The following is a 25,604-nucleotide window of genomic DNA, read 5'->3' on the forward strand; positions in this document are numbered from 1 at the left end:
GATCCGTCAGTCAGCTACCGGCCAGTAGGCGTCGGAGACGGGAAACCTGCCTGTCCGCAGTTGGGTACCAGAAATCGGCCCCTGAACGGCGACAAAGGGTCGACCGCGGAATCAGGACTGGCCTGCTATGGTTTTAGCAGAAAGGTCCGCAGTAGCGTCGATAGGCGCACCCGCCTCCTTCCGTTCAGAGTAGCGGTCCACTAGCTGCGCCGCATGCGGCCGCATCAACACCGTGAAGCGCACCAGCTCCTCCATCACATCGACGATGCGCTCGTAATAGCTCGACGCCCGCATCCGGCCATCTTCGTCGAACTCCTTGTAGGCCATCGCCACCGAGGACTGGTTGGGTATCGTGAACATCCGCATCCACCGGCCTAGCAGGCGCAGCGAATTGAGGGCGTTGAACGATTGCGAGCCGCCGGACACCTGCATGACTGCAAGCGTTCGCCCCTGCGTCGGCCGCATCCCGCGCATCTGGAGCGGGAGGTGATCGATTTGCGTCTTCATGATGCCGCTGATCTGGCCGTGCCGTTCGGGGCTGCACCAGACCATGCCTTCCGACCACAGCGCGTGCTCGCGCAGCTCATGCACTGCCGGGTGATCGTCTCCCGCTATCTGATCGGGTAGCGGCAGATCGCTGGGATCGAAAATCGGCGTCTCGGCGCCGAAGAATTGCAGCAGGCGCGCCGCCTCTTCCACGGCGAGGCGTGAAAACGAGCGCTCCCGCAGCGAGCCGTAGAGCAGCAGAATGCGCGGAGGCGGTTGGTCCGGGCCAAGGCCAGCGGCGGGACGAGCCAGTGCGAAAGCCTTGTCCAAAGCAGGAAGATGATCGGGGGCGGCGAGTTCGCGCAGTCTCATGCGGAAATACCTTTCTCGTACCAGGGGCGGGTCCGCTTCACCAAGGCGACGATCGACAGCATCACCGGCACCTCGACTAGCACGCCCACGACCGTTGCCAGTGCAGCGCCGGAACTGAGGCCAAAGAGGCTGATGGCGGTGGCCACAGCCAGTTCGAAGAAGTTGGAGGCCCCAATCAGTGCAGATGGGCCAGCGACGCACCACGCCACACCGAAACGGCGGCTGAGCCAATAGGCGATGCCGGCATTGAGATAGACCTGAAACAGGATCGGCACGGCAATCAGCGCGATCACCAGCGGTTGCCGGATGATCTGCTCGCCCTGAAAGCCGAACAGCAGCACCAGAGTCAGGAGCAAGCTGGCAAGGCTGATCGGGCCAATGGCTGACAGGAAACGCTGAAGCCGCTGCTCGCCGCCGCGAAGGAGGGCTCGGCGGAGCAGTTGCGAGATGACCACCGGGACGACGATGTAAAGCCCCACCGACAGCGCCAACGTGTTCCACGGCACGGTAATCGATGCCACGCCCAGCAGCAGCCCCACCAGCGGCGCGAAGGCAACGACCATGATCAGGTCGTTCAGCGCCACCTGGCTCAAGGTGTAGTTCGGCTCACCGTCGACGAGGTTGGACCAGACGAAAACCATCGCTGTGCAGGGCGCTGCAGCCAGCAGGATCAGCCCGGCAATGTAGGACGACGATGCGCCTTGAGGTAGCATCGGCGCGAACAGATAGCCGAGGAAGAACGTGCCGAGCAGCGCCATCGAGAACGGTTTGATCGCCCAGTTCACCACGAGGGTGACGCCGATCCCGCGCCAGTGCTGCCGAAGGCTATGGAGCGCGCGGAAATCGACCCGCAACAGCATCGGGATGATCATGAGCCAGATCAGGCCCGCCACCACGAGGTTGACGTTGGCGATCTCCAGCGATGTGATCGCCTCGAAGGCGCCGGGGATCAAATGGCCGAGACCGATCCCGACTACGATGCACAAGGCCACCCACAGCGAGAGATAGCGTTCGAACAGCGACATGGTCGTCAGTCCTTCCCGGAAGGGACAGGCGCGGTCGCGGTGCCACCGCCCAAGGCGATCTGCATGTAAACCGTGTCGAGCCAGCGGCCAGCCTTCCAGCCCATGCCGGTCAGGCGGCCGACATGCTCAAAGCCGCAGGAGCCATGCAGCGCGACCGAGGCCGGTTCGCCGCCGCCGATAACGGCGACCATCTGGCGGAAGCCATAGGCGTCAGCGGCCTTCAGCAATGTCTTGAGCAAAAGCTTGCCAATGCCGCTGCCGCGCCGGTCGTGCGCCACGTAGATGCTGTTCTCGCAGGCATAGGCGTAGGCGGGGCGATCCCGGAACTGCGTGGCGTAGGCATAGCCGACCACTTGATCACCGTCGCAGGCGGCAAGGAACGGCCAGCGGCGGCCGGTCACCGTCAAGATCTTCTCTATGGTCTCGTCCTCGGTCGGTGGCACGACTTCGTAGGTCGCCGTGCCGTGACGGACATGATGCGCATAGATGGCCGCGATGACCTGTGCGTCGTCGACTGTCGCGCGGCGAACTGAAAGGGTCATCGCCGGGTCGCTTTGACGACTTCGCCGTCTTCCTTGACGAAAGTGCCGCACTGCTCGGTGGGCAGGAGGTCCAGCGCTTCTTCGGAAGGGCGGCAGAGCTTCACGCCCAGCGGCGACACCACAAGCGGCCTGTTGATGAGGATGGGATGCTGTATCATTGCGTCGACCAGGGCCTCGTCCGTCAAGGTCTCGTCGCCGAGGCCCAGTTCGGCATAAGGCGTACCCTTCTCGCGCAGCAGAGCGCGCGGGGTGATGCCGGCCCGCGCGATGAGTTCCGTCAGCAGCGCGCGGCTTGGCGGCGTCTTCAGGTACTCGACGACATGAGGCTCGATGCCCGCATTGCGGATCATGGCCAGGGCATTACGAGAGGTCCCGCAAAGCGGGTTATGGTAGATCACGATATCGGTCATTGTTGCCTCTTCAGCAGCAGGTCAGTTCGGCCAGCAGCGGCTCGCACAGTGCGGCGCGCCCCTGGCAGCAATCCTTGGCCAGATAGATCATCAGTCCGCGCAGCGCGTCGAGGTTGGCGCGCTGGATTTGTTGGCGGCCACGCTTCTCGGAAACCACCAGGCCGGCCTTCACCATCACGGCCAGATGCGTCGAAAACGTGCTCTGGGTCAGTCCCGATGCATCTACTAATTCGCCGGTCGACAGGCCATCAGGCTCATGTCGGATCAACAGGCGGAACGCATCGAGCCGCGTATGATGGCCAAGAGCGGAGAGTATCAAGAGTGCATCGCTGGTGTCCATGCATCGTAATTATCCGATGCAATCAAACCAGTCAACAAGCCATCGATAATTGCCGATGCTTTAATCGTCAGGCTTGAGGGCAGCTTGGGACCAATTGCGAAATGGAAGCTGGCATTCCGAGATTGGCTTGACGCGCGGTTGGAACGGAAAACCTCACCGTCTGCTCTGGGGATCAAAAATCGCCCCTTGAACGGCCAATTTGGGTCGGGTCTGTCAAACAGGAAAGGGGCCCGCTTTGGGTGGCCCGCTAGGCGAGGGCGTTCGGTTAGCGATCAAGGACCAAAACGCCCGCCCGGATTTCCGACTTGGCCAACCCAACGCCGCAAGGCTCTGCGGTCAGGTTCGAGCGATGAGGATCGGCTTCAAGTTATCCTGATGAACGGCGGTCGCAGGGGGTTGTCAATCCGGCCCGTTGCGGCGAGAATCCCGTTGATGCGTAAGGATATCGATCACCTGCCGACAGTTCAGCAAGCCGAACTTGAGCGCGCGAAGAACATCTTGATGACCGAATTCGAGGTCGCGATCTCACGTGCCACACAGCCGTGGAAGAAGAACGGTCGCATCCAAAAGATAGTCTTGTTCGGAAGCTATGCCCGTTCGGATTGGGTCGATCGACCGCTCAATGGCTACCAGTCCGACTTCGACTTGCTGATCATCGTGAGCCATCCTAAACTCACAGATATCGCCGAATATTGGCATGTGGCAGACGACAAGATCGCGAGAGATCCGACGATCGAGCGTCAGGTCAATTTTATTGTACACACGATGGATGAGGTCAATCAGGGCCTTAGCCGTGGTGAGTATTTCTGGGTAGACATCGCTAGAGATGGGATTGCCCTGTATGAGCTACCTGGCAGCACGTTCGTCATGCCTAAGTCCCTGACTTCTAATGATGCATACGAAATGGCGTCGGCATATTACAAATCGTGGATGACGAAGGTGAACGATGCGATCGAAATCGCGGAGTTCTGTGTTGCAAAGAACAAGCTTAACGACGCAGCCTTTCTGCTCCATCAGGCGACGGAGCGGGCGTATATTTGTTTTCTTCTGGTTCGAACGCATTATTTCCCACGGTCGCACAACATCAAGTTCCTCAGGTCGTTTGCGGAGGACAAGGAGCCACATTTGATCGGAGCCTGGCCGCGCGAAGCGAAGCTTGATCGTCGGCGCTTCGAGTTGCTCAAGCGCGCATACGTCGAGGCCCGGTATTCAAGCAGCTACGAAATCAGCATCGAAGATCTCGAGGCGATTACGGAGCGCGTTCATGTTCTCCGAGACCTTGTAGACCTCGTCTGCCAAGAACGACTCGCGCAGCTGCGCGAAAAGGCGCGGCACGACATAGGCGGAAATTCGCGGGGGGCCTGACCGGCAATATCCTGCAATATCCAATAAACGCCAATTAGCGCCGTTTAATTTTTTCCCTTCATCACGGATTCTTCCTCCACCCGGATCGCAACGGACGACCGGGCTGGAGAAGCCCCGTGACGCCCACCAAACTCCTTCTCGGTCAGATTCTCGTCGTCTTCGCGATCATGCTCGCGGGGCTTTGGATCTCGACCCAGTGGGCCGCCGCCATGCTGGCCTATCAGCCCGAGCTTGGCGTGGCATCGTTCCACCTGTTGGGTTTCCCTTGCTACCAGCCTTGGGCGCTGTTCGGTTGGTGGTATCATTTCGACGCCTATGCGCCCGAAGTCTTCGACAAGGCGGGCATGCTTGCCGGTGCCAGCGGCTTCCTCGGCTGCGGCTCGGCCGTAGCCGGCTCTCTCTGGCGGGCTCGCCAGAAGGGCAGGGTCACCACATACGGGTCGGCGCGTTGGGCCAGCTACGGTGAGGTGGCCCGCGCCGGCCTTCTCGGCGATGCCGGCCTCATGCTCGGCAAGCTGGGCCGCGAGTATCTGCGTCATAGCGGCCCCGAGCATGTCCTGGCCTTCGCGCCGACCCGGTCCGGCAAGGGCGTGGGTCTTGTGGTGCCGACCTTGCTCACATGGACGGGCTCCGCGGTCATCCACGACATCAAGGGCGAAAACTGGACGCTGACCGCCGGATGGCGCGCGCGGTTCTCGCACTGCCTGTTGTTCAACCCCACCGATGCGGCCTCCGCCCACTACAACCCGCTGCTAGAGGTGCGCCGCGGCGCCAATGAAGTCCGCGATGTCCAGAACATCGCCGATATCCTCGTCGACCCCGAAGGCGCACTCGAACGCCGTAACCACTGGGAAAAGACCAGCCATTCCCTGCTCGTCGGCGCGATCCTCCACATCCTCTATGCCGAGGAACAGAAGACGCTTGCCCGCGTCGCAACGTTCCTTTCGGATCCCCAGCGCTCGTTTGCAGCCACGCTGCGCGCCATGCTCACCACCAATCACCTCGGTGATGCGGAGGCGCCGCGCGTCCACCCGGTGGTCGCGTCGGCGGCGCGGGAGCTTCTCAACAAGAGCGAGAACGAACGCTCGGGCGTGCTTTCGACCGCCATGTCCTTCCTCGGCCTCTACCGCGATCCGACGATCGCGGAGGTGACCTCGCGCTGCGACTGGCGGATTGCCGATCTCGTCGATGCCGAACAGCCGTGCTCGCTGTACCTCGTCATTCCGCCGTCGGACATCAGCCGCACCAAGCCGCTGGTTCGGCTGGTGCTGAACCAGATCGGACGGCGTCTGACCGAGCAGCTCGATGGGCTCGGCGGCGCCGGCCGCAAGCACCAGCTGCTGATGATGCTCGACGAGTTCCCCGCGCTTGGCCGCCTGGACTTCTTCGAGACCAGCCTTGCCTTCATGGCCGGCTACGGGATCCGGGCCTTCCTTATCGCCCAGAGCCTCAATCAGATCGAGAAGGCCTACGGCGAGAACAACTCGATCCTCGACAACTGCCATGTGCGTGTCGCCTTTGCGGCAAATGACGAGCGGACCGCCAAGCGCATCTCCGATGCATTGGGCACCGCCACCGAGCAGCGCGCCATGCGCAACTATGCCGGACACCGTCTCGCACCCTGGCTCGCCCACGTCATGGTCAGCCGCCAGGAGACTGCGCGCCAGCTTCTGACCCCGGGCGAAGTCATGCAGCTTTCGCCCGACGAAGAATTGGTCCTTGTGTCCGGCATGGCGCCGGTGCGGGCATGCAAGCTCCGCTACTTCCGGGACCGGAACTTCACCGAACGCCGGCTTCCTGCCCCAAGCATGGGTGATGGCCTTTATGCCGATCGTCCGGCACCGCGTCCTGACGATTGGCGGGGCATAGCTCAGCCGCAAGACGCCAGGCTGGCCGCGCTGATGGCGCAGGCTGAAGCCGACGACGAAAGCGGACCGCAACAGCAACGCACGCCCGGGCAGGGCGGCGGGCCGCCGATCGCACGGGATGAGCCCGACGTCACCGAGCCCCAGCTTACAAATGACGATGACGGGAACTCGGTCGCCGACAAGCGGGCGATGGAACAGGCGCAGGCCCTGACGCCGGTCGCACGCGGCTTTGCCTTCGACGAGAGCCAGCACACTCGCGACCTCGGATTGTGAGAGAGCCCATGAAAATCCGCCAAAACCTCTACCTCGACATGGATGTGACGGTGGCGCTCGATCGTCTGGCAGCTGGCACCCGCGGTAACAAGAGCCGCTTGGTCAATGACGCGTTGAAGGCATGGATCGCGCGACAAGGCTCGAACGAGATCGACGATCTTCTGCGCCTGCGCTTCGACCGTCTCTCTCGTGAGATAGCTGGCAGCCGGCGCGACATCGACGTCGTCCTCGAAAGCTTGGCCCTCTTCATCCGCTACCAGCTTTCGGTGACGGCCCCGCTGCCCGAAGCAGACGTGGCGGCCCGCGCCGTTGGCCGGGAGCGCTTCGAAGCCTTCGTGGCCCAGGTCGGCCGCCAGATCGCCACCGGAAAGCGGACCCTGCCCGAGCGGAAATCGGGAGAAGGCGCATGACCGAGACGCCCGACGTCGTCTCGGCCGAACGCCGCCGAGCCATGCTGCGAACCGCCATGGGCCCCGCCATTCGCGCCGCGCTCGAAGATCCGCGCATCATCGAGATCATGGTCAACCCGGACGGGGCGTTGCGCGTCGATGTGCTCGGGGAAGGGCGGGTCGATACCGATATCCGCTTCGAACCTGCACAGGTCGAACGCATCGTCCGTCTTGTCGCCTCGCATATCCGTGCCGAAGTCCACGCCGACGCCCCGATCGTCTCGGCTGAACTCCCGGCGCACGGCGCGGGCGCTGGCGAACGCTTTGAGGGCCTTCTTCCTCCAGTCGCCACCGCGCCCTGCTTCTCGATCCGCAAGCCCGCCGCCCGCATCCATACGCTCGCCGATTACGTGCGCGACGGGATCATGACGCTGGAACAGGCCGGGTTCCTTTCGCGCGCGGTTGTCGAACGGGCGAACATTCTCGTCGCCGGGGGCACCAGTTCCGGCAAGACCACGCTTGCCAATGCGCTGCTGGCGGAGATGGCCAGTCTCGATGAGCGGGTGATCCTCATCGAGGACACCCGCGAGTTGCAATCGCCGGCTGCCGATACCGTCGCGCTGCGCACGCGGGTGGGCAAGGTGTCGATGAGCGATCTCGTTCGCTCGACGCTGCGCCTCAGACCGGATCGGATCATCGTCGGCGAAGTGCGTGGGCCCGAAGCGCTCGACATGCTCAAGGCCTGGAACACCGGACATCCCGGCGGGATCGCCACTGTCCACGCCAACAACGCGCGTGCCGCGCTCTACCGGATCGATGGCCTGGTCCAGGAAGCAGTCACCACCGTTCCGCGCCGGCTGATCGCCGAGGCCATCGACATGGTCGTCTTCATTGCAGGCCGCGGCGCTGCTCGCCGGATCGAGACGATCGCCCGCGTCGCGGGCCTCGATGAACGCGGCGAGTACCGCGTCATCGACGCCCTTCGAACTTCCAACACCCCAAACAAGCCTCAACCTGAAGGAGAATGCTAATGCGTGTCTTCCATATCGCTGGCCGGGATCTGAACGGCCTTATCGTCATCGCTATCGCGTCGGTCCTGGCGTCTCCCGTGCTCGCCAGCGGCTCGGGCATGCCTTGGGAGGATCCACTTCAGAAGGTGCTGGAATCGGTCCAGGGGCCGGTCGCCAAGATCGTCGCGGTTTTGATCATCATCACCACCGGCCTGGCGCTGGCGTTCGGCGAGACCGCAGGCGGCTTCCGCAAGCTGATCCAGATCGTTTTCGGTCTGTCGATCGCCTTTGCCGCCTCATCCTTCTTCCTCTCGTTCTTCAGCTTCGGCGGAGGAGCACTCCTTTCGTGAGCCACATCGAAGGCTTCGAGACACCGATCCACGCGAGCCTCGTCCAGCCCATTCTGATGGGCGGGGCTCCGCGCGGGATCGCGATCGTCAACGGGACGCTCGCCGCCGCGCTCGGGCTCGGCCTCCAGCAATGGCCGGTCGGGATCGCGCTTTGGGCGATCGGGCACAGCCTCGCGGTCTTCGCCGCCCGGCGCGATCCCGAATTCGCGAACGTCCTGATCCGCCACCTCCGGCAAAAAGGATACCTGGCATGTTGAACCTTGCCGAATATCGCTCCCGCTTCGACCGGCTTGCCGATCATCTGCCCTGGGCCGCGCTGGTTGCCCCCGGCGTCGTGCTCAATAAGGACGGCAGTTTCCAGCGCAGCTTTGCTTTCCGGGGATCTGACCTCGAAAGCTCGACCGAGGCCGAACTGGTCGGCGCCTGTGCCCGGGCCAACAATGTCCTGCGACGCCTCGGCTCAGGCTGGGCGATATTCTTCGAGGCCCATCGCCGCGAGGTCTCCTCCTACCCGCAGAGCCAGTTCTTCGACGCGGCTTCCTGGCTGATCGACGAGGAGCGCCGCGCGGCGTTCGAGGCCGAAGGCCATCTTTTCGAGAGCGTCTTCACCGGCACGCTGCTCTGGCTGCCACCGGCCGATTCGAGGGACGCTGCTGGTCGCTCGCTGATCGAGCGCCCCGAGGCAGAGGGAGGGGAACGGGGAGGGCGCGACTGGCGCACGGCGCTTGCCGGCTTCATCGCCGAGACCGACCGTATCCTCGATCTCTTCGCCGGGTTCATGCCCGAAGTGCGCGGGCTCTCCAGCGCAGAAACGCTGTCCTACCTTCACGACACGGTGACGGACCGGGCGGTCCAGCTCGCTGTCCCGGAGACGCCGGTCTACCTTGACGCCGTGCTGGCGGACACGCCGTTCATCGGCGGCCTTGAGCCCCGGCTCGGCCGGCTCCACGTTCGCACGTTGACCCTGCCGGGCTTCCCCAATGTGAGCCGCCCGGGTCTACTCGATGCCCTCAATCACCAGGGTTTTGGCTATCGCTGGATGACCCGCTTCATAGCAATGGACCGGTCCGACGCCACCAAAGTGCTGACCAAGCTTCGCCGCCAGTGGTTTAACAAGCGCAAGTCGATCACCGCGCTGCTGCGGGAGGTCATGTACAACCAGCCGACCCAACTGGTGGACAGCGATGCCGACAACAAGGTGATCGATGCCGATACCGCGCTGCAGGCGCTTGGTGGCGATCACGTTTCCTTCGGTTATCTGACCGCGACGATCACCGTTGCCGATGAGGATCGCGCCCGGGTCGAGGAAAAAGTCCGTGCCATCGAACGCGTGGTCAACGGCCTCGGCTTCACCTGCATCCGCGAGGGCGTGAATGCGGTCGAAGCCTGGCTCTCGTCGCTGCCCGGTCAGGTCTACGCCAATGTCCGCCAGCCCCTGGTCCATTCGCTGAACCTCGCACACTTGATGCCGCTCTCGGCCGTCTGGGCCGGGCAGGAGGGGAATACGCATCTCGGCGGCCCGCCTCTCTTCTATGCGCGAACGCAAGGTTCGACTCCGTTCCGCTTCTCAACCCACGTCGGCGATGTGGGGCATATGCTCGTCGTCGGGCCGACCGGAGCGGGCAAGTCCGTGCTGCTGTCGCTGATCGCCTGCCAGTTCCGCCGCTATGCCGGCTCTCAGATTATCATGTTCGACATGGGCCTCTCTGCGCGGGCCGCCGTTCTGGCGATGGGCGGGACGCACCATGCTCTGGGCCAGGGAGCCGATGAACTCCTCGGCCTCAGCTTTCAGCCGCTCCGGGGTATCGACGATCCGGTCGAACGCAGTTGGGCCGCAGACTGGATCCTCGACCTCCTCACCCACGAATTGCTCGTCACCTCTCCGGAAATGCGAGACCACGTCTGGTCGGCACTGACCAACCTCGCCGGCGCGCCCGAGAACGAGCGCACGCTGACCGGGCTATCGCTCCTACTCCAGTCGAACGATCTGAGAAGGGCGCTCGCTCCCTACACCCTCGAAGGTACGTTCGGCGGATTGCTCGATGCGGCCCGCGAGTACCTGGCCAATGACGACGTCCAGTGTTTCGAGACCGAGGCGCTGATGGGAAGGAAGGGGCTGGTCGCGCCGGTCCTAACCTACCTCTTCCACCGCATCGAACAGCGTTTCGATGGGCGGCCAACGCTGCTGGTGCTGGACGAGGCCTGGAGCCTGCTTGATGATCCGATCTTCGCCACCCGCATCCGCGAATGGCTGAAGACACTCAGGAAGAAGAACGTCTCGGTTCTCTTTGCGACGCAGAGCCTGGCCGACGTGGCGCAAAGTTCGATTGCGCCGGCGATCATCGAGAGCTGCCCGCAGCGGATATTCCTGCCCAACGATCGAGCGATCGAGCCGCAATCGCGTGAGGCCTACGAGGCTTTCGGGCTCAACGACCGGCAGATCGAGATCATCGCCCGGGCCACTCCCAAGCATCACTACTACCTCCAGTCGGCACGGGGGAACCGCCTGTTCGAACTTGGGCTCGGCCCCATAGCCCTCGCGCTTTGCGGGTCCTCCGGCCCGGCCGTGCAGCAACGGATCGACCGGATCATCGCCGAACACGGCACTTATGGCTTTCTGCGCCGCTTCCTCGGGGGGAGTGACGCCGCCTGGGCCGCGGACCTTGCTGCCTCGTACCAAGTGCCTGGCGCCTTCTGATCCAGCTTCAACCAAGGAGAAGACCGATGATCGTGAAAACGCGTACTCGCCCCTCGCTCGCCGCCGCCGGATTGATGTCACTTGTAGCGCTCGGCGGGACATTCGCTGCCGTCTCGTTCCCGACAAAGCCGGCCCGCGCGCTGATCGTCTACGACCCGACGAACTACAGTCAGAACCTATTGACGGCAGCCCGCACGCTTCAGCAGGTTAACAATCAAATCAGATCGTTGCAGAACGAAGCGCAGAGCCTTCTGAACCAAGGCAAGAACCTGACGAGGATCGGGTTTCCCGAACTTCAGGCGCTGACGCAGACGCTCCAGCAGATCGATGTCCTGATGGGGCAGGCCCAGGGAATCCGGTTCCAGGTCTCGACGCTGAACCAGCAGTTCCGTCAGCTTTATCCCACCAGCAATGGATCGCTCTCCCTAAGCAGCCAGGTTTCGGCCGCGCGGCAGCGGCTCGATACCGAGATGACCGCCTACCAGCACACCATGACCGTGCAGGCGCAGGTCGTCGAGAACATCCAGAGCGATGCTTCGGCGCTTTCGGGCATGGTTGAGCGCAGCCAGAGCGCTGAAGGCGCGCTCCAGGCGAGCCAGGCGACCAACCAGCTTCTGGCACTGACCGCCAAGCAGCAGTTCCAGATCCAGCAGCTTCTGGCCGCACAGTACCGGGCGGACGCGCTCGAGCGGGCCAACCGCGCGCAGGCGGCCAGCGATGCGCAGGCGGCCACCGCCAAGTTCCTCGGGAGCGGGACGGCCTACACGCCGAACTGACGAGGAGGCCGGCTGCCGCCGGCTCCGTTCCTAACATCGTTTGCGGTGACGGAACGCCTCTCCCGTCACCGCGTCGCGGGACGCGGTTTTCCGCGCCCCTGGCCGCGTCCCGCGACACCCCGGCTTGCCGGATTTCGCCCCAGCATTCGCTCTCGCTTTGAAAGTGCAGCGCCATGAACGACCTCAACGTCATCGACCGCTTCATGACCAGTTTCATCGCCTACATCGACAGTGGGTTCGGGCTGCTGGGCGGCGACGTCCATTTCCTGACCGCGACGCTGATCGGCATCGACATGACCCTGGCGGGGCTGTTCTGGACGATGGGCGGCGAGGACAACATCCTCGGACGCTTCATCCGCAAGATCCTCTACGTCGGCGCCTTCGCCTTCATCATCGGTAATTTCTCTGCGCTCGGCGACATCGTCTTCCGCTCGCTGGCCCAGGCCGGGCTGACGGCGGGCGGAGGCGTGCTGACGGCGGCCGACCTGCTGAAGCCGGGGCGTTTGGCTGGTACGGGCTTCGCGGCGGCATGGCCGCTCGTCGAGTACGCGTCCAAACTGATGAGCGTCACTGGCCTGCTCAACAACTTCCTGCTGATCGTCGTGCTGCTGTTGGCCTGGCTGCTGGTGATCCTCGCCTTCTTCATCCTCGCGGTTCAGATCTTCGTCACCATCCTCGAATTCAAGCTGACCAGCCTCGCCGGCTTCATCCTGGTTCCCTTCGCGCTGTGGAGCCGGACCGCATTTCTGGCCGAACGTGTGCTGGGCAATGTCGTCAGTTCGGGAATCAAGGTGATGGTGTTGGCCGTCATCGTCGGGATCGGCTCGAACTTCTTCGATGAGTTCACGACGGCTCTGCAGGGGCAAGAGCCCGACATTGCGCAGACCTTGAGCCTGGTGCTCGCCAGCCTTGCGCTGTTCGGGCTCGGCATCTTCGGCCCCTCCATCGCCTCGGGCCTCGTCGCCGGCGCGCCGCAGCTTGGTGCCGGCGCTGCGCTTGGCACAGGTGTTGGTGCGGCGGGGATCATCGCCATGGGCGCAGGAGGTGCTGCGGGAGCAGCAAAGCTCGTCGGCGGCGCGGCGCTCGGCGCTGTTCGCGCCGGCACCAGCATGGGGGCGGCGGCTTCGACATCGTGGAGCATGGGCCAATCCGCTGCCAGCTCGCAGAGCGTCGGCGCCGGGCTTGGCGGTATGGCCAAGGCGGCCGGCAGCGCGGCCCGCCAAAAGGCCAGCCAGGCCTTCGGTATTGGTGAGGCCGCAGAGCGCGGACGCTCCGCAGCTCGCGCCGCCTTCGAGGGCGCGGAAGGGTCACCCGGCGGCGACGAGGCCCGAGGCGCTCCCACCAACGCATCCGCAAGCACTTCAGCTCCGGGCTGGGCGCGCGATCTGCGCCGCCAGCAGGACACCCGCCATCACCGCCAAATTGCGCTCTCCACCTTGAAGGATGGTGAGCGCGGAGGTGCCGCCGCCAACCCCGACATCAAGGAAAAGGAGGACTGATCGATGATCTTCAAGCGCGCTGTCCAGCGTTACGGACGAACTCCTGAGCCCGAGACACCATTCCAGCGGGCAGGGCAGGTATGGGACGATCGCATCGGCGCCGCCCGGGTCCAGGCTCGCAACTGGCGGCTGATGGCCTTCGGCACGCTCGGCATGGCCGGCGTCATGGCTTCAGCGCTGGTGTGGCAGTCGCTCCAGAGCCGCGTCGTCCCTTACGTCGTCGAAGTCGATCAGCTCGGCGAGGCGAGGGCTGTCAACGAGGCCGATGTCGGGGCCACGCCGAGCGATCCGCAGATCGCTTGGCACCTGGCCCGGTTCATTGAATGCGTGCGCGGCGTGTCGCTCGATCCGGTACTGATGCGCCGGGATTGGCTCTCGGCCTACGATTTTGCCAGCCAGCGCGGGACACGCTTCCTCGACGGCTACGCCCGCGAGGCCGATCCGTTCGCGAACCTCGGCCAGCATAGCGTTTCTGTCCAGGTGACAAGCGTCGTACGTGCCTCGGACCAGTCGTTCCAGGTGAAATGGATCGAGACGGCATACGAACGCGGCGCGAAAGCGGGCACGAGCCACTGGACCGGGATTCTCACGATCCTGACCCGGCCGCCGCGCAGTGCCGACGTCCTGCGGCGCAATCCCCTCGGGATCTACGTCGATGCCATCGACTGGAGCCGTGAGCTCGAACCGGGGGTGGCGACCGAGCCGGTTGTCGCGCCGCGACCCGCACCGTCGTCGCCCGAACACATCACCCCGCCTGCATCGGAGATACTGCCATGAAACTGCGTTTCCCTCGGCTTGCTTTCGGAGTGGGCTCTCTTCTGCTGCCTGCGCTTTACCAGCCTGCGTTTGCGGCTCCCGCCGACATCTCGCGTGCGGCGATCGTCGACCGGGCCAACCGGGCCGCGACGATCGAACCGCAGGCCAGCCGCTTCGTTCAGGCGGTCCAGCTTCAGGCCTTTGCGGAAGGTGCCATCTACCACGTGATGACGGCTCCTGACCGCGTCACCGATATCGCCCTCCAGCCAGGCGAATCGCTCGTGGCGGTTGCAAGCGGCGATACCGCGCGCTGGGTGATCGGTGATACGACGAGCGGACAGGGCGAGGGCAAGCGAACCCATATTCTCGTGAAGCCCTATTCACAGGGACTCTCGACCAACCTCGTCATAACCACCGACCGGCGCAGCTACCATCTTGCACTTTCGAGCAGCGGCGGTTCGGCGATGTCTGCGCTGTCTTGGACCTATCCCACCGACGAGCTGGTCGCGATCAAGCGGGCGGCAGCCGCTGCCGAAGCTGCCAAGCCAATTGCCGCCGGGCTTTCCGCGGAAAACCTCCACTTCAACTACGAGATCTCCGGCGACAAACCGACCTGGCGACCGCTCCGCGCATTCGACGATGGACACCAGACTTTCATCCAGCTCCCGGCGAGCATCGTGCTCGACGAAGCGCCGCCACTCTTCCTCGTCGACGAGAAGGGAACGGCCCAGCTGGTGAATTACCGCCTCTCGGGCCGTTTCTATGTCGTCGACCGGATTTTCACCGCCGCCGAATTGCGGCTCGGCACGAAGAACCAGCAGGTCGTTCGCATCCAGCGGGTGACTGAGGGCGGAGTTCAGGGGAGGGCGCGATGAGCGAGGAGCTGAAGTCAACGACCGTTCTACCTGAGCAGGCCGGAGGAGCCGAAGCCGTTGAGGCCGTGGATGTCCAAGAAGGTGTGGTAAACCCGCCTGCGGCCGCGCAAGCCAAGGTCGATCCGGAGACACTGGCGCTCCGCTCGAAGCCGCCACGCGCAATCCGCTTCAAGCGGGAAGTAATCGTCGGCATGGCCGGCACGCTTTCGCTCATCGTGGCGGGAACTGCCTGGTATGCGCTAGGTCCCCTCGATCTTCGCCTCGCCGGCGCCCCAGACAATGGCGCCAATGCTGCGAAGGCGCCCAGCGACGCAATCAGCGCGCTCCCCGACAGCTACGACAAAGTTCCGAAGCTGGGGCCCCCGCTGCCCGGCGATCTCGGCCGCGCCATCGTCGAGAAGCAAGGTGCGGCGGTGACGCCGATCTCAACGGTCCTTCCGGGACCGCCTCCGGCACCGCAGCCGGGTACCGATCGGGCAGAGGAGGAGAGGAAGTCGGCGCGGCGGTCCGGCTTGTTCTTCGCCAGCGCAAAGTCCCCAGCTGCGGCGGCGAGCTTGGATCCCGCAGTTCTTCCTACCTCTACCCCCGCCGGCGTTTCCGGGGGAAAACTGGCGATCGACTTCGATGCCGATCCCAATGCGCAGCAGCGCAAGGCTGATTTTGTTTCTGCCAAGGGCACCGGCGGCGATGTTGAGCCGCACGCGCTTACGCCGGCGGCTTCGGCGAACATGCTGTCTGCGGGGAGCGTGATAGCAGGGAGCCTCATCACCGGGCTTCGCTCGGACCTGCCCGGTCTTGTGATTGCTCAAGTGACGCAGCAGGTGTTCGACAGTGCAACGGGACGAACCCTGCTCGTCCCTCAGGGTGCCAGACTGATCGGGAGTTACGACAGCCTTATTGCATTTGGGCAGAAGCGAGCGCTGATCGTCTGGCAGCGCATCGTCATGCCCGACGGCAGTTCGATCCGCCTCGATAACGTGCCCGCGACCGACATGTCCGGATATGCTGGGCTCGAAGATCAGGTCGATGCCCACACCTGGGAGGTCATCAAGGGGGCGGCGATCTCGACGCTCCTCGGGGTGGGCTCAGAGCTGACCTTCACTGGCGAGAGCGACCTGGTGCAGGCAATCCGGCAGTCGACGCAGCAAAGCGTTTCGCGGGCAGGGGATCAGCTTGTTTCTCGCAGCCTGCAGATCCAACCGACAATCACCATCCGTCCCGGAGCTCCGGTACGCCTGGTTGTTCAGCGTGACCTTATCCTAGCGCCTTGGCGCCAACTGAAGGAGTGAGCCGGTGGCGGAAATCAAACTGGCGGCCTTGCCGGATCGGAAACCGATTAAGCTCTCGATTCATGTCATGCCTGAACTGGATGCCGCGTTACGTGACTACGCTCGCATTTATGCTTCGACCTATGGACGCGAAGAGCCGGTTGCGACTTTGATCCCAGCAATCTTGGCCGCATTCCTCAGCAGCGATCGAGCCTTTGCAAAGGCGCGCGCCGAGCTCGACTCGGGAAGCCAATCATGACCGGGCAATCTGGCGATCGCTTTCTCCGGATCCAGGAAGTGGAGGCACGAATCGGATTGGGCCGAACAAGCATCTACAAGCTGATCCAACAGGGCACGTTTCCGCGGCCATATAAGCCAACGAGCTACGCCTCACGATGGAGCGATTTCGAGATTTCCACATGGATGGAAGGTCGGCGACGATCTTGAATGACAGGAACGAAGCTTTGCAGATAATTCGGGAAGTTCGGCTCGTCGGCTCCTTTTCGTGCTTGTTCACTTGAAACGGAGCGTGGCCGCGAAAAGACCCCCAGACTGTGGTCAATCTTCTCTGACTGGCCGCCGTTCATGGCGCTCGTACTGAGATGTCGGTCGTCGACCCTTATCGGGCGTTCAGAGGCAATTTTTGTTGCCCAGGTGCGGACGGGCAGCTTTCCCTCTCAGGGTTCCCAAGCTGCCTGCCAGAAGAGGAGGTCGACGAAGCCCTTGCTTGTCGATGGAATCAGAGACTCCGGGGCCAGCTGGTACGCCGGCCCCGTCTAACGTCAATAATCCATCGCCGGCATCGGGGCAGATTTCTCCTCTTTCGGCAGTTCGGCCACGAGCGCCTCGGTGGTGATGAGCAGCGAAGCGACCGACGCTGCATCCTGGAGCGCAGTACGCACGACCTTTGCCGGATCGATGACGCCAGCCTTTACCAGATCCTCGTACGTGCCGGTGGCAGCGTTGAAACCCCAGTTGTAGTCCTCGCTCTCGAGCAGCTTGCCGACGATAAACGCGCCGTCCTCGCCGGCATTGTCAACGATCTGCTTGACGGGTGCCCGAAGAGCTCGGCGAACGATGTCGATGCCTGACTGCTGATCGTCGTTCGCCACCTTGAGACCATCGAGTGCTTTCAATGCTCGCAGTAGTGCGATCCCGCCGCCCGGCAGGATGCCTTCCTCTACGGCAGCACGGGTCGCATGAAGCGCGTCGTCGACGCGGTCCTTGCGCTCTTTGACCTCCACCTCGGTGGCACCACCGACGCGGATCACGGCCACACCGCCCGCGAGCTTGGCCACACGCTCCTGCAGTTTCTCACGGTCGTAATCGCTGGTCGTGGTTTCGATCTGCGCCCGGATCTGGGCGACGCGGGCATCGATGTCGGAACGCGAGCCCGCGCCATCGACGACGGTCGTGTTATCCTTGTCGATGATGATCTTCTTGGCGCTACCCAGCATCGAGACGGTGACGGTCTCGAGCTTGATCCCGAGATCGTCGCTAACGACATTGCCGCCGGTGAGGACGGCGATGTCTTCGAGCATCGCCTTGCGCCGATCGCCGAAGCCCGGCGCCTTGACCGCCGCGACCTTGAGGCCGCCGCGCAGCCTATTGACGACCAGGGTCGCCAGCGCCTCGCCTTCGACGTCTTCGGCGATGATGAGCAGTGGGCGACCCGACTGCACCACTTTCTCGAGCAGCGGGACGAGCGCTTGCAGATTCGAGAGCTTCTTCTCGTGGATGAGGATATAGGGATCGTCGAACTCGACCTTGAGCTTCTCGGGATCGGTGACGAAGTAGGGCGAGAGATAGCCGCGGTCGAACTGCATGCCCTCGACCGTTTCGAGTTCGGTCGCGAGGCTCTTGGCCTCCTCGACGGTGATGACGCCTTCGTTGCCGACCTTATCCATCGCCTCGGCAAGAATGCGGCCGACTTCCTCGTCGCCATTAGCCGAGATGGTCGCGACCTGCGCGATTTCGCTGTTGGCGCTTACCTTCCTGGCGTGGCTTTCGAGGTCGTTGACGACGGCGTTCACCGCGAGATCGATGCCCCGCTTGACGTCCATCGGGTTCATCCCGGCGGCGACCGCTTTTGAGCCCTCACGAACAATCGCCTGGGCCAGAACGGTGGCGGTGGTGGTGCCGTCACCGGCCTTGTCGTTCTGCTTGTTGGCGACTTCGCGCAACATCTGCGCGCCCATGTTCTCGAACTTGTCCTTGAGTTCGATTTCCTTGGCGACGGTGACGCCGTCCTTGGTGATGCGCGGCGCACCGAACGACTTCTCGATCACGACATTGCGGCCCTTGGGCCCCAGCGTCACCTTCACTGCGTTGGCCAGCGTATCCACGCCGCGCAGCATGCGATCACGCGCATCGGACGCAAACTTTACTTCCTTGGCAGCCATTGCCAAACTCCTTTCCGATTTTTCCTTCCTGAACGTTTGAGGGACGGCAGGCGAGCTCAGGCCGCCTGCTTCAGCTCAGCCTGGGTTTCGACTATGCCAAGGATATCGCTCTCCTTCATGATGAGCAGATCCTCGTCATCGATCTTGACCTCGGTCCCCGACCATTTGCCGAACAGGATCCGGTCACCGACCTTGACGGACAGTTCGGCGAGTTGCCCGCGATCGTCGCGCGCACCAGGACCGACGGCGAGGATTTCGCCTTCTTGCGGCTTTTCCTTGGCGGTGTCGGGGATGATGATGCCGCCTGAAGTCTTCTCTTCAGCTTCAATGCGGCGGACGACCACACGGTCGTGCAAGGGGCGGAAATGCATGGCAAAACCTCCAGATGCAAAACAAGATGTGATGGGCCTATCGCTCTTCTGCGCGACAGGTGCGGGCAAATTATGAAAACCCCTTTTGCGCTTCAAGAGGGTGCCAAAAAAATTTTGGCAGTCCCGCCCAACGAGTGCCAACAGCGCGCGTTCGAGCGGCATGCAGCCACTGCATTGGCATCTTGACGCGACTCAATGAACCACCAAAATATCTCGTGTGCGGCATCACCGCGCACTTGATCACCGCGACTCAAGGAAAGGAGAGACGGCCATGTCGCAGCCATTCTCGCGTTTTCTTCACCCCTTCGATGTTGCACATCACCCGAGCCTGGAGCCGGAAGTGAAGCGTGCCATACTCGCATCGTGGGCTTCCGATCGGTCCGCGGTCCGAAATGAGCCCGCCTTGCGCAAACCGCCCGGTGCGAAACGCGCCGTACCGATCGACGACATCCTTGCCGCAATGCGCGATCTTGAACGAGGCGAGAATCCGATCCGCTCGCGCCAATGATGGACCGCAGCTTTCTGGCGCAGTTGGAAGGTTACGGGCTGACGACTGCGGAAATTCATTTCTACCTTCCGGATGCGCCCTCGATCTTGCAACTGTTCATCTGGCAGGAATACGACCTTGCGCCTGATTTTCCGGTGCTGTTCGACTTTCTCGACCACTGGCGGCGCGAGATCGAGGGCGCTCTCCATTCAGTCAGAATCGCCCATGACCGTCTGATCCGACCGACCGAATGGCGGCCGGTGAACCATGTCCTGCGGCTGGAATGATATTCTGTCGCGCCAGGGATGAGACGCCGTTGCCGCCGATGCATCCCGTTCTGCAAAAAATCTTCGAGCCCCATCTTGAAGCGGAATTCGACTACATTAGCTAGCGATTGCCGGGCGCCGCGTTCGGGCCCGGTGGGTCATGGAGAACGCCGGCTCTTTTGCTACCGGCGTAGCTCATGCCCAGATCGCTCAACAGAGGATTTGGAAAAATGAGAACCAACTTTGACTTTACGCCTTATCAGCGCTCGACGGTCGGTTTTGACCGGTTGTTCAATCTGCTCGAAGCAGGCGCGCGTGAGGAGGACGGCTATCCGCCCTTCGATATTTTGAAGCTCGGCGAGGATAGCTACCGCATTACGCTCGCGGTCGCTGGGTTTAGACCCGAAGATATCGAACTGGTCGCTCAGCAGAACCTGCTCATTGTCACCGGCAAGCGCGCTGAAGACGACAGCAAATGCGAGTATCTGCATCGCGGCATTGCGGCGCGCTCTTTTGAGCGGCGGTTCCAGCTTGCTGATTTCGTCGAAGCCGGAAATGCCACATTCGAAAACGGCTTGCTTTCCGTCGATCTCAAACGTGTCGTGCCCGAGGCGATGAAGCCGCGGCGCATCGAGATCCGCGGCGGCGAGCCGGTCACTGCTCGACTTGGCGAGACGAAGGATCAGGTTAGCGAAGCTGCCTGACCCTGGTTGCTGGCCTGTCGGTGTCGCGTCTTTCCCAATTCCTTTCGCGGCGGCGACAGGCCAGAGTGCCACTCGCGACCGATCCCGCCACGCCGGGGCGCAACGGCGTCCATGGGGGCAGCGAATGACTTGCAGCTCTAATCCACCGAAACGGTGATCTCTCATACGGCAAAGGAGAAGCAGTCCTGGACGATGGTGCAAAGGATTTGTGATGCGAGGGGAAGAGCCGACCGGGACGGCTCCGTACGCTTTTCCGAGGCTTTGCGCGGCAGAGTGGAGACAAAGAGGATGAGACAGATTGATCCCTCGGACCTGACTCTCTATGCGCTGACGAGCACCGAACTCACGCGGTTCTCGCGCGGCGTCGCCCTTGGGCTGCTCGAACCGCCATGTTCCGTGATCCGTCGATCCGACACCGAAATTAGCGTCAGATTTCGCTCCCATCGCGAAGCGGAACGAACGAGAAAGTACATTTCCTAGCACTCGGATTGCTCGGCACTGGTAGCGCAAAGCGGTGCGAATGATCAGTCGGCGGGCCGCGCACCTCGATCAGCCGATATTTGAGGTGGTTGGCCATCCTTATAGGTCGGAAGTCGGGCTTGTGGATCGCAATCCGCCGGCCGTTGGATTATCGGGACGTGCAGAAGCGTTATTATCGGCATGCGTGCGAGACGCGTTCCCTGGTGACAGGGCGTCAATGGCCAATCGATCTGTCGTTCTATATACGACGAAGTTAAACGCGGCTGACGAAGACGCGGGAGTAAGCTCGCGCAGCCACACTACCCTCAGTCACCAAGCTTCTTGGTTGATGAGCGTGGCAAGACGGAGGGGAGCCAAGCGGCTCCCCTCGCCGGCCTCATAGAGATTTGGCCATCAAGCGCTCAAGCCGCTCCACGAATGCCCGTGGGTCGGCCGGCGCTTCACCCTCGGCGATCCGGGCTTCGTCGAGGAGAAGAAACGAAAGGTCGCGCCGTTCATCGTCTGTGGCGCTGCTTTGCGCCAGCTTCCCGATCAGGGTGTGCCCGGCGTTGACTTCCAGGATGGGCTTCGCCCGTTCCGGCGCGCGGCCCGCAGACGCCAGCATCTTCTCGAGCTGGAGGTCCATCGCGTTGTCGGGGGCGACAATACAAACCGCGCTCGTGGTCAGGCGGTCGGAGATCCGAACATCGGAGATATGGTCTGCCAGGGCTTCCTTTGCGAAATCGATGAACTCCGTCACATCTTCCGCGGCCTTGGCTGGCTCGCGACCTTCAGCCAGGGGAATGAGGCTGAGATCGGCCGCACCCTGCGTAACCGACTTGAACGGCTTGCCTTCGTAGTCCGCGCCCATTGACGTCCAGAAGTTGTCGATCTGGTCGGGCAGCAGCAGCACTTCTATGCCGCGTGCCTTGAAACCCTCAAGCTGCGGGGAATCGGCGATCCGTTCGAGGTCCGTCCCCGTCGCATAGTAGATCGCCGTCTGGTTTTCTTTCAGGGACGAGACGTAATCCTTGAGTGAGCGCCAGTCACCGTTCGACGTGGTGGTCTTGAAGCGAGCAAGGCCGAGCAGGGTCTCGCGCCGGGCAAAGTCCTCGTAGAGACCTTCCTTCAGCACGGCCCCGAAGTTCTCCCAGATCGCCGCGTAGCGTTCGGGCTCGGCGTCGGCGAGCTTCTCCAGTTCCGAAAGAACGCGGTTACTCACGCCCTTCTGGATTGCCGAAAGGACGGGGCTGTCCTGGATCATCTCGCGCGACATGTTAAGCGGCATGTCCGCGGAATCGACGAGGCCTCGCACGAAGCGCAGATAGCGCGGCAGGATCTCCGCCTCATCGGTGATGAACACGCGGCGGACGTAAAGCTTGATTCGCCCGCTGCGATCGGGATCGAAAAGGTCGAACGGCTTGCTCTCCGGAATGAAGGTCAGCACCGAATATTCATGCCGTCCCTCTGCCCGGTAATGGAGCGTCAAGGCGGGTTTATCGAACTGGCCTGCCACGCCGCGATAGAAGTCGGTGTACTCTTCCTCGCTGATTTCGGACTTCGGCTTGGTCCACAGCGCCGCGCCGTCCGCGAGTTGCCGCGCTTCCTCGTCGCTTCCGGCTTCCTCGATGAAAATGGGGACTGGGACATGGCCCGACTGGGCCTTGACGATCCGCTCGACGTTGTAGCGCTCCGCATAGCTTTTCGCATCGTCCAGAAGATGGAGAGTGACCTTGGTTCCGCGCGCAGGCGCCTGCGACGCATCAACGGACGCGATGGTGTAAGTGCCAAGTCCATCGGAGGACCAGCTCGCCGCGCTGCTTTCGCCCGCTCGGCGCGAGACGACGTCGACTTTGCCCGCCACCATGAACGCTGAATAGAAACCGACGCCGAACTGACCGATGAACTGCTGGCCTTCTCCATTCTTGTCTGCGGAGAGCCTGTCCATGAACGCCTTGGTCCCGGAGCGAGCGATGGTGCCGAGCGTCTCGCCCATGTCGGCGGCGGTCATGCCGATGCCGTTGTCCGCAACGGTTAGTGTGCCGGCTTCCTTGTCCAGTGTGATGGTGATCCGCGGCTGCGAGCCGTCGCCCAGGAGCGACGGGTTGGCGATCGCTTCATAGCGCAGCTTCTCGCACGCATCGGCGGCATTCGAGATCAGCTCGCGCAGGAATACGTCCCGGTCCGAATAGACCGAATGGACCATCATGTGCAGCAGCTTGGAGACATCCGCCTCGAAGGCGCGGGTTTCAGAGGCGATAGCGGAATCTGTCGTCATCGTATCCTTGGCTCGCATGGTTCAGATTTGCCCCGGTCAGATGGAAAGCCCCTGGGCTCTCGTCAAGGCGTTGAGCGTGATAAGGGTTTATGCGGGAGCCACCGTTCTAAGGCCGACTTGCAGGCGTGTTGGGACCTTGTGAGGGTCAGTCTAGGAGCACCGCCGTTGGGATTTCGATTCTGCGCGCTGCCTGGGCCAAAACAGCTGATCTTCGACCCTGGTCTTGGCACCGCCAAAGTAGGCGATGTTCTCCAGATTCAAAGCGGCTCCGAGTGGCTGGGATGTTGGACTGTCCAGAACGACAGTTTCGAAGACGCGGAACGAGATAGCTGGCATTCGATCGGGTCGGCGTGCGGTTTCGTGACCGACCCTTTGCCGCCATTCAGCCGTCGATTTTGCGTTCCCAGGTGCGGCCCGTCTCCTTTCCCGTTCTGGATACCCAAGGCTGGCCGTTAGTCGAATATCCGGATCGGCTCCGGGTCGCGGAGATCAGCCAGTCGGCTTTGCGCCCGTGCGTTCAACGACTCAGGGAATTAAACCTGCGAGTGGCGCGAATACTTCCCCGGTTTCGGCGGCGCGGCGCACCTTAAGCGCCAGCAGCCGATCGATGCCGATACAGCGGTCCAGCGCATCGTAAAGATCCTTGCCCTCAACACCGATCACGCGTTTGCCGCGACCGAACGCTCTGAGCCCCTCTTCAGTGAAGCCGCCAAAGCTGATGAATACCCCACGCGCCCAAGACGCTTTCTGCTCCACTTTGCCGTGGAAGGTGTGGAGTTCAGCAACGCCGACCCTGCGGTTGAGCCACTTCGCTTCGACTAGGTAGGTCTCGTTTCCGAGTTCGAAGCTGCCATCGATTTGCTCGCCATCGAGGCGGAAGGGCTCGCGTGCTTTCAGACGGAAGGCGTCGAAAAGTTCGGTGAGGAAGCCCTCGAAGTCATAGCCTCGGCGATGCGGCTCAAGATCACGAATGGCGATCAGCCGGTCTCGCAGCCGTGCGAAATCGATCGCATCGAGCATCGGCGCTGGCACAACGTTTTCTGGCGTGAGCGGAGCGGTGCCTTCGAGCCTAGCGATTAATCCGGCGACCTGAGCGGCTGCCCGAGGCATTGGATCCGGCGTGCTAGGCACACGGAACGCCTCACGTTGCTCCCAAAGAACGCGCAGTGTCCGCGCTGCCGTCCCGTCGTCCACTTGCCCCAGAAAGCAGCGCAACCGCTTAGCTTTGGAGGAGCCATCGGCGGCGTATTGAGGGGCGTCGATGTCGACATCGAGCTCCCGCACGAAGAATTCGGCGAAGGTCCGGTTCGAGAAATCGAGCACATAGCCCTTCTCGCCGCCGCGGAAGACCTCGTCGATCATCCCAAGCTCGATTGAGCGCAAGCTGCTCATGGCCTCTTCCCCTTTGATGGACGTGCTCTTTCGGCGGCGCGAATGACACTGCGCACCGCAGGGTGCACGTCGCCAGCCTCCTCGTCGGTCGGCTCGGTTGCCCATTTCTCATTGAAGCACAGCAACTGATTGTTGCGCCACGCGTCCATCTGATAGCCCTCCGCCTTGAGTTGTGCCTCGATCGATGCCGGCACAGTGAGGTGCTCGGGCAGGACATAAGCGAAGATCAGCTTGGGCGGGCCGTCCAAGTGCTTGATCGCATAGCCGGTGGAGCGCGGCGACAGGACGCACTTCTTCTCGCCCCATCCGGATCGGTAGCTCCGCAGGAGCGAGTCGTAGGTGAGGATCTTAATTTTCTGATCCTCCTCGATGCTGGCGATACGATCGCGCTGTGCCTGGCTGAAATCCTTGCCCGTCGACCGACCGATGACCAGCACTCGACGCAGTTCGATACGATTCCGCGCCATGGGGAGCGGGACGAGCAGCGGCAGAAGACGCTCACGCACTTCCTGTTGATGTTGCTCCCAATAGTCGCGCCATACGGTTGTCTGGGCGAGCGCCTCATTGAACGCCGACGAGTTGCCGACATGCTTGCTACTGGAGGTGAAGAGCTGCTTGTTGGCACGCTCGATCTCGACGAGCACAAGGGTCCATCGATCGGATGATTTGGTAAGATAGGCAAAGTCAGCCGTTCGGTCGCCAATCGGGAACTTCGCTATCACACAGTTCATGTGCAGGCGGTGATTGAGCAGCCAAGGGTTAGTGTCGAGCAGCTCGGTGTGCTGTTCTAGGAACGTCTGAATGTCGTTTTCGTCTTTGTCCACGTCGTCGAGAAGGTCCTCGAACGCGGAGGCTAACACTTCGTTGGGCACTTCTCGCATGATGACAGTATCTTGTTCAAGTTGTTAGCGGCGGCGAAACGGGCAACTGCTCGGGGCATGGA

General features: G+C 62.5%; 27 protein-coding genes. 17 read left to right on the forward strand and 10 right to left on the reverse strand.

The genetic code is table 11. The features are described from left to right. Positions 1 to 111: 111 nt before the first annotated feature. Genes arsH through ACXJ16_RS04180 form a run of 5 tightly spaced genes read right to left on the reverse strand, consistent with a single transcriptional unit; the run spans position 112 to position 3,175 of the window. Positions 112 to 858 (reverse strand): arsenical resistance protein ArsH, encoded by a 747-nt coding sequence (gene arsH, locus ACXJ16_RS04160; protein ID WP_463921426.1) that lies wholly within the window; start codon positions 856 to 858, stop codon positions 112 to 114. Beyond that, complete coding sequence (gene arsB, locus ACXJ16_RS04165) at positions 855 to 1,883, reverse strand: ACR3 family arsenite efflux transporter (RefSeq protein WP_054436077.1); 1,029 nt, start codon at positions 1,881 to 1,883, stop codon at positions 855 to 857. Before arsB ends, arsH begins: the two co-directional genes overlap by 4 nt. Positions 1,884 to 1,888: 5 nt before the next feature. Next, complete coding sequence (locus tag ACXJ16_RS04170) at positions 1,889 to 2,425, reverse strand: GNAT family N-acetyltransferase (protein ID WP_463921427.1); 537 nt, start codon at positions 2,423 to 2,425, stop codon at positions 1,889 to 1,891. Next, positions 2,422 to 2,835 (reverse strand): arsenate reductase (glutaredoxin), encoded by a 414-nt coding sequence (gene arsC / locus ACXJ16_RS04175; RefSeq protein WP_463921429.1) that lies wholly within the window; start codon positions 2,833 to 2,835, stop codon positions 2,422 to 2,424. Before arsC ends, ACXJ16_RS04170 begins: the two co-directional genes overlap by 4 nt. Before the next feature lie 10 nt (positions 2,836 to 2,845). After that, positions 2,846 to 3,175 (reverse strand): ArsR/SmtB family transcription factor, encoded by a 330-nt coding sequence (locus ACXJ16_RS04180; protein WP_132470072.1) that lies wholly within the window; start codon positions 3,173 to 3,175, stop codon positions 2,846 to 2,848. 432 nt (positions 3,176 to 3,607) lie between these two features. On the opposite strand from ACXJ16_RS04180, the gene ACXJ16_RS04185 reads away from it, so the two are divergent. The 14 genes from ACXJ16_RS04185 (at position 3,608) to ACXJ16_RS04250 (ending at position 16,749) form a co-directional block, all read left to right on the forward strand. After that, positions 3,608 to 4,540 (forward strand): HEPN domain-containing protein, encoded by a 933-nt coding sequence (locus ACXJ16_RS04185; protein WP_463921431.1) that lies wholly within the window; start codon positions 3,608 to 3,610, stop codon positions 4,538 to 4,540. A 116-nt stretch (positions 4,541 to 4,656) separates the two neighbouring features. Then, entirely contained in the window at positions 4,657 to 6,681 is a 2,025-nt protein-coding gene (locus tag ACXJ16_RS04190; RefSeq protein ID WP_463921432.1) for a conjugal transfer protein TraG, read from the forward strand. An 8-nt stretch (positions 6,682 to 6,689) separates the two neighbouring features. Next, complete coding sequence (locus ACXJ16_RS04195; RefSeq protein WP_463921433.1) at positions 6,690 to 7,091, forward strand: CopG family transcriptional regulator; 402 nt, start codon at positions 6,690 to 6,692, stop codon at positions 7,089 to 7,091. Next, positions 7,088 to 8,101 (forward strand): P-type conjugative transfer ATPase TrbB, encoded by a 1,014-nt coding sequence (gene trbB / locus ACXJ16_RS04200; RefSeq protein WP_463921435.1) that lies wholly within the window; start codon positions 7,088 to 7,090, stop codon positions 8,099 to 8,101. Before ACXJ16_RS04195 ends, trbB begins: the two co-directional genes overlap by 4 nt. Next, the gene (locus ACXJ16_RS04205) at positions 8,101 to 8,430 is read left to right on the forward strand and encodes a TrbC/VirB2 family type IV secretion system protein (protein WP_463921436.1); all 330 of its coding nucleotides are present in this window, start codon (positions 8,101 to 8,103) and stop codon (positions 8,428 to 8,430) included. The genes trbB and ACXJ16_RS04205 overlap by 1 nt, the downstream gene beginning before the upstream one ends. Before the next feature lie 56 nt (positions 8,431 to 8,486). Continuing rightward, a complete protein-coding gene (locus ACXJ16_RS04210) occupies positions 8,487 to 8,687 on the forward strand; it encodes a VirB3 family type IV secretion system protein (protein ID WP_231635456.1) in 201 nt (66 codons plus the stop codon). Next, positions 8,681 to 11,128, forward strand: a complete 2,448-nt coding sequence (gene trbE, locus ACXJ16_RS04215) for a conjugal transfer protein TrbE (protein WP_463921437.1) — start codon at positions 8,681 to 8,683, stop codon at positions 11,126 to 11,128. Before ACXJ16_RS04210 ends, trbE begins: the two co-directional genes overlap by 7 nt. A 26-nt stretch (positions 11,129 to 11,154) precedes the next feature. After that, positions 11,155 to 11,904, forward strand: coding sequence for a P-type conjugative transfer protein TrbJ (gene trbJ, locus ACXJ16_RS04220; protein WP_463921438.1), 750 nt, complete (start codon positions 11,155 to 11,157; stop codon positions 11,902 to 11,904). Between the two features lie 173 nt (positions 11,905 to 12,077). After that, positions 12,078 to 13,403 carry a P-type conjugative transfer protein TrbL gene (gene trbL / locus ACXJ16_RS04225; RefSeq protein WP_463921439.1) on the forward strand — a complete coding sequence of 442 codons (1,326 nt, stop codon included), beginning with the start codon at positions 12,078 to 12,080 and terminating at the stop codon, positions 13,401 to 13,403. 3 nt (positions 13,404 to 13,406) lie between these two features. Continuing rightward, on the forward strand, positions 13,407 to 14,180 hold the full coding sequence (trbF, locus tag ACXJ16_RS04230; protein ID WP_463921440.1) for a conjugal transfer protein TrbF: 774 nt from the start codon (positions 13,407 to 13,409) through the stop codon (positions 14,178 to 14,180). Continuing rightward, the gene (gene trbG, locus ACXJ16_RS04235) at positions 14,177 to 15,034 is read left to right on the forward strand and encodes a P-type conjugative transfer protein TrbG (RefSeq protein WP_463921441.1); all 858 of its coding nucleotides are present in this window, start codon (positions 14,177 to 14,179) and stop codon (positions 15,032 to 15,034) included. Before trbF ends, trbG begins: the two co-directional genes overlap by 4 nt. Then, complete coding sequence (locus ACXJ16_RS04240) at positions 15,031 to 16,323, forward strand: TraB/TrbI/VirB10 family type IV secretion system protein (protein ID WP_463921443.1); 1,293 nt, start codon at positions 15,031 to 15,033, stop codon at positions 16,321 to 16,323. Before trbG ends, ACXJ16_RS04240 begins: the two co-directional genes overlap by 4 nt. A 4-nt stretch (positions 16,324 to 16,327) precedes the next feature. Then, positions 16,328 to 16,561, forward strand: a complete 234-nt coding sequence (locus ACXJ16_RS04245) for a DUF2274 domain-containing protein (protein WP_463921444.1) — start codon at positions 16,328 to 16,330, stop codon at positions 16,559 to 16,561. After that, positions 16,558 to 16,749: a helix-turn-helix transcriptional regulator gene (locus tag ACXJ16_RS04250; protein ID WP_463921445.1), complete on the forward strand. Its 192-nt coding sequence runs from the start codon at positions 16,558 to 16,560 to the stop codon at positions 16,747 to 16,749. Before ACXJ16_RS04245 ends, ACXJ16_RS04250 begins: the two co-directional genes overlap by 4 nt. A 335-nt stretch (positions 16,750 to 17,084) precedes the next feature. Here the strand turns inward: ACXJ16_RS04250 and groL are convergent, their stop codons facing one another. Both groL and groES read right to left on the reverse strand, forming a co-directional pair. Next, a complete protein-coding gene (gene groL, locus ACXJ16_RS04255; protein ID WP_463921447.1) occupies positions 17,085 to 18,704 on the reverse strand; it encodes a chaperonin GroEL in 1,620 nt (539 codons plus the stop codon). A gap of 56 nt (positions 18,705 to 18,760) precedes the next feature. Continuing rightward, a complete protein-coding gene (gene groES, locus ACXJ16_RS04260; RefSeq protein WP_463921753.1) occupies positions 18,761 to 19,075 on the reverse strand; it encodes a co-chaperone GroES in 315 nt (104 codons plus the stop codon). Positions 19,076 to 19,346: 271 nt separating this feature from the next. Here groES and ACXJ16_RS04265 point away from each other — a divergent pair, with 271 nt between their 5' ends. The 3 genes from ACXJ16_RS04265 to ACXJ16_RS04275 all read left to right on the forward strand — a co-directional run bounded on the left by ACXJ16_RS04265 (position 19,347) and on the right by ACXJ16_RS04275 (position 20,532). After that, positions 19,347 to 19,583 carry a hypothetical protein gene (locus tag ACXJ16_RS04265; RefSeq protein ID WP_054436085.1) on the forward strand — a complete coding sequence of 79 codons (237 nt, stop codon included), beginning with the start codon at positions 19,347 to 19,349 and terminating at the stop codon, positions 19,581 to 19,583. After that, positions 19,580 to 19,849 carry an usg protein gene (locus ACXJ16_RS04270; protein ID WP_054436086.1) on the forward strand — a complete coding sequence of 90 codons (270 nt, stop codon included), beginning with the start codon at positions 19,580 to 19,582 and terminating at the stop codon, positions 19,847 to 19,849. Before ACXJ16_RS04265 ends, ACXJ16_RS04270 begins: the two co-directional genes overlap by 4 nt. Before the next feature lie 209 nt (positions 19,850 to 20,058). Next, entirely contained in the window at positions 20,059 to 20,532 is a 474-nt protein-coding gene (locus ACXJ16_RS04275; RefSeq protein ID WP_132470068.1) for an Hsp20 family protein, read from the forward strand. An 856-nt stretch (positions 20,533 to 21,388) separates the two neighbouring features. Here the strand turns inward: ACXJ16_RS04275 and htpG are convergent. The 3 genes from htpG to ACXJ16_RS04290 form a co-directional block, all read right to left on the reverse strand. Further along, positions 21,389 to 23,269, reverse strand: a complete 1,881-nt coding sequence (gene htpG / locus ACXJ16_RS04280; RefSeq protein ID WP_463921448.1) for a molecular chaperone HtpG — start codon at positions 23,267 to 23,269, stop codon at positions 21,389 to 21,391. A gap of 525 nt (positions 23,270 to 23,794) precedes the next feature. Then, positions 23,795 to 24,661: a restriction endonuclease gene (locus ACXJ16_RS04285; protein ID WP_463921450.1), complete on the reverse strand. Its 867-nt coding sequence runs from the start codon at positions 24,659 to 24,661 to the stop codon at positions 23,795 to 23,797. Beyond that, positions 24,658 to 25,542 (reverse strand): Shedu immune nuclease family protein, encoded by an 885-nt coding sequence (locus tag ACXJ16_RS04290; protein ID WP_463921451.1) that lies wholly within the window; start codon positions 25,540 to 25,542, stop codon positions 24,658 to 24,660. The genes ACXJ16_RS04285 and ACXJ16_RS04290 overlap by 4 nt, the downstream gene beginning before the upstream one ends. Between the last annotated feature and the right edge of the window lie 62 nt (positions 25,543 to 25,604).

The sequence above is a fragment of the Novosphingobium sp. TK71 genome (assembly GCF_055361505.1).

Excerpts from the sequence above, each read along its gene's own strand:
- ACXJ16_RS04210 (WP_231635456.1), top strand. The coding sequence starts at position 8,487 with ATGGGCGGGGCTCCGCGCGGGATCGCGATCGTCAACGGGACGCTCGCC.
- ACXJ16_RS04185 (WP_463921431.1), top strand. The coding sequence starts at position 3,608 with ATGCGTAAGGATATCGATCACCTGCCGACAGTTCAGCAAGCCGAACTT.
- ACXJ16_RS04240 (WP_463921443.1), top strand. The coding sequence starts at position 15,031 with ATGAGCGAGGAGCTGAAGTCAACGACCGTTCTACCTGAGCAGGCCGGA.
- groL (WP_463921447.1), bottom strand. The coding sequence starts at position 18,704 with ATGGCTGCCAAGGAAGTAAAGTTTGCGTCCGATGCGCGTGATCGCATG.
- ACXJ16_RS04290 (WP_463921451.1), bottom strand. The coding sequence starts at position 25,542 with ATGCGAGAAGTGCCCAACGAAGTGTTAGCCTCCGCGTTCGAGGACCTT.
- arsB (WP_054436077.1), bottom strand. The coding sequence starts at position 1,883 with ATGTCGCTGTTCGAACGCTATCTCTCGCTGTGGGTGGCCTTGTGCATC.
- ACXJ16_RS04250 (WP_463921445.1), top strand. The coding sequence starts at position 16,558 with ATGACCGGGCAATCTGGCGATCGCTTTCTCCGGATCCAGGAAGTGGAG.
- trbE (WP_463921437.1), top strand. The coding sequence starts at position 8,681 with ATGTTGAACCTTGCCGAATATCGCTCCCGCTTCGACCGGCTTGCCGAT.
- ACXJ16_RS04270 (WP_054436086.1), top strand. The coding sequence starts at position 19,580 with ATGATGGACCGCAGCTTTCTGGCGCAGTTGGAAGGTTACGGGCTGACG.
- ACXJ16_RS04180 (WP_132470072.1), bottom strand. The coding sequence starts at position 3,175 with ATGGACACCAGCGATGCACTCTTGATACTCTCCGCTCTTGGCCATCAT.
- trbJ (WP_463921438.1), top strand. The coding sequence starts at position 11,155 with ATGATCGTGAAAACGCGTACTCGCCCCTCGCTCGCCGCCGCCGGATTG.
- arsH (WP_463921426.1), bottom strand. The coding sequence starts at position 858 with ATGAGACTGCGCGAACTCGCCGCCCCCGATCATCTTCCTGCTTTGGAC.
- groES (WP_463921753.1), bottom strand. The coding sequence starts at position 19,075 with ATGCATTTCCGCCCCTTGCACGACCGTGTGGTCGTCCGCCGCATTGAA.
- ACXJ16_RS04265 (WP_054436085.1), top strand. The coding sequence starts at position 19,347 with ATGTCGCAGCCATTCTCGCGTTTTCTTCACCCCTTCGATGTTGCACAT.
- ACXJ16_RS04195 (WP_463921433.1), top strand. The coding sequence starts at position 6,690 with ATGAAAATCCGCCAAAACCTCTACCTCGACATGGATGTGACGGTGGCG.
- htpG (WP_463921448.1), bottom strand. The coding sequence starts at position 23,269 with ATGACGACAGATTCCGCTATCGCCTCTGAAACCCGCGCCTTCGAGGCG.
- arsC (WP_463921429.1), bottom strand. The coding sequence starts at position 2,835 with ATGACCGATATCGTGATCTACCATAACCCGCTTTGCGGGACCTCTCGT.
- ACXJ16_RS04285 (WP_463921450.1), bottom strand. The coding sequence starts at position 24,661 with ATGAGCAGCTTGCGCTCAATCGAGCTTGGGATGATCGACGAGGTCTTC.
- ACXJ16_RS04205 (WP_463921436.1), top strand. The coding sequence starts at position 8,101 with ATGCGTGTCTTCCATATCGCTGGCCGGGATCTGAACGGCCTTATCGTC.
- ACXJ16_RS04170 (WP_463921427.1), bottom strand. The coding sequence starts at position 2,425 with ATGACCCTTTCAGTTCGCCGCGCGACAGTCGACGACGCACAGGTCATC.
- ACXJ16_RS04275 (WP_132470068.1), top strand. The coding sequence starts at position 20,059 with ATGAGAACCAACTTTGACTTTACGCCTTATCAGCGCTCGACGGTCGGT.
- trbG (WP_463921441.1), top strand. The coding sequence starts at position 14,177 with ATGAAACTGCGTTTCCCTCGGCTTGCTTTCGGAGTGGGCTCTCTTCTG.
- trbF (WP_463921440.1), top strand. The coding sequence starts at position 13,407 with ATGATCTTCAAGCGCGCTGTCCAGCGTTACGGACGAACTCCTGAGCCC.
- trbB (WP_463921435.1), top strand. The coding sequence starts at position 7,088 with ATGACCGAGACGCCCGACGTCGTCTCGGCCGAACGCCGCCGAGCCATG.
- trbL (WP_463921439.1), top strand. The coding sequence starts at position 12,078 with ATGAACGACCTCAACGTCATCGACCGCTTCATGACCAGTTTCATCGCC.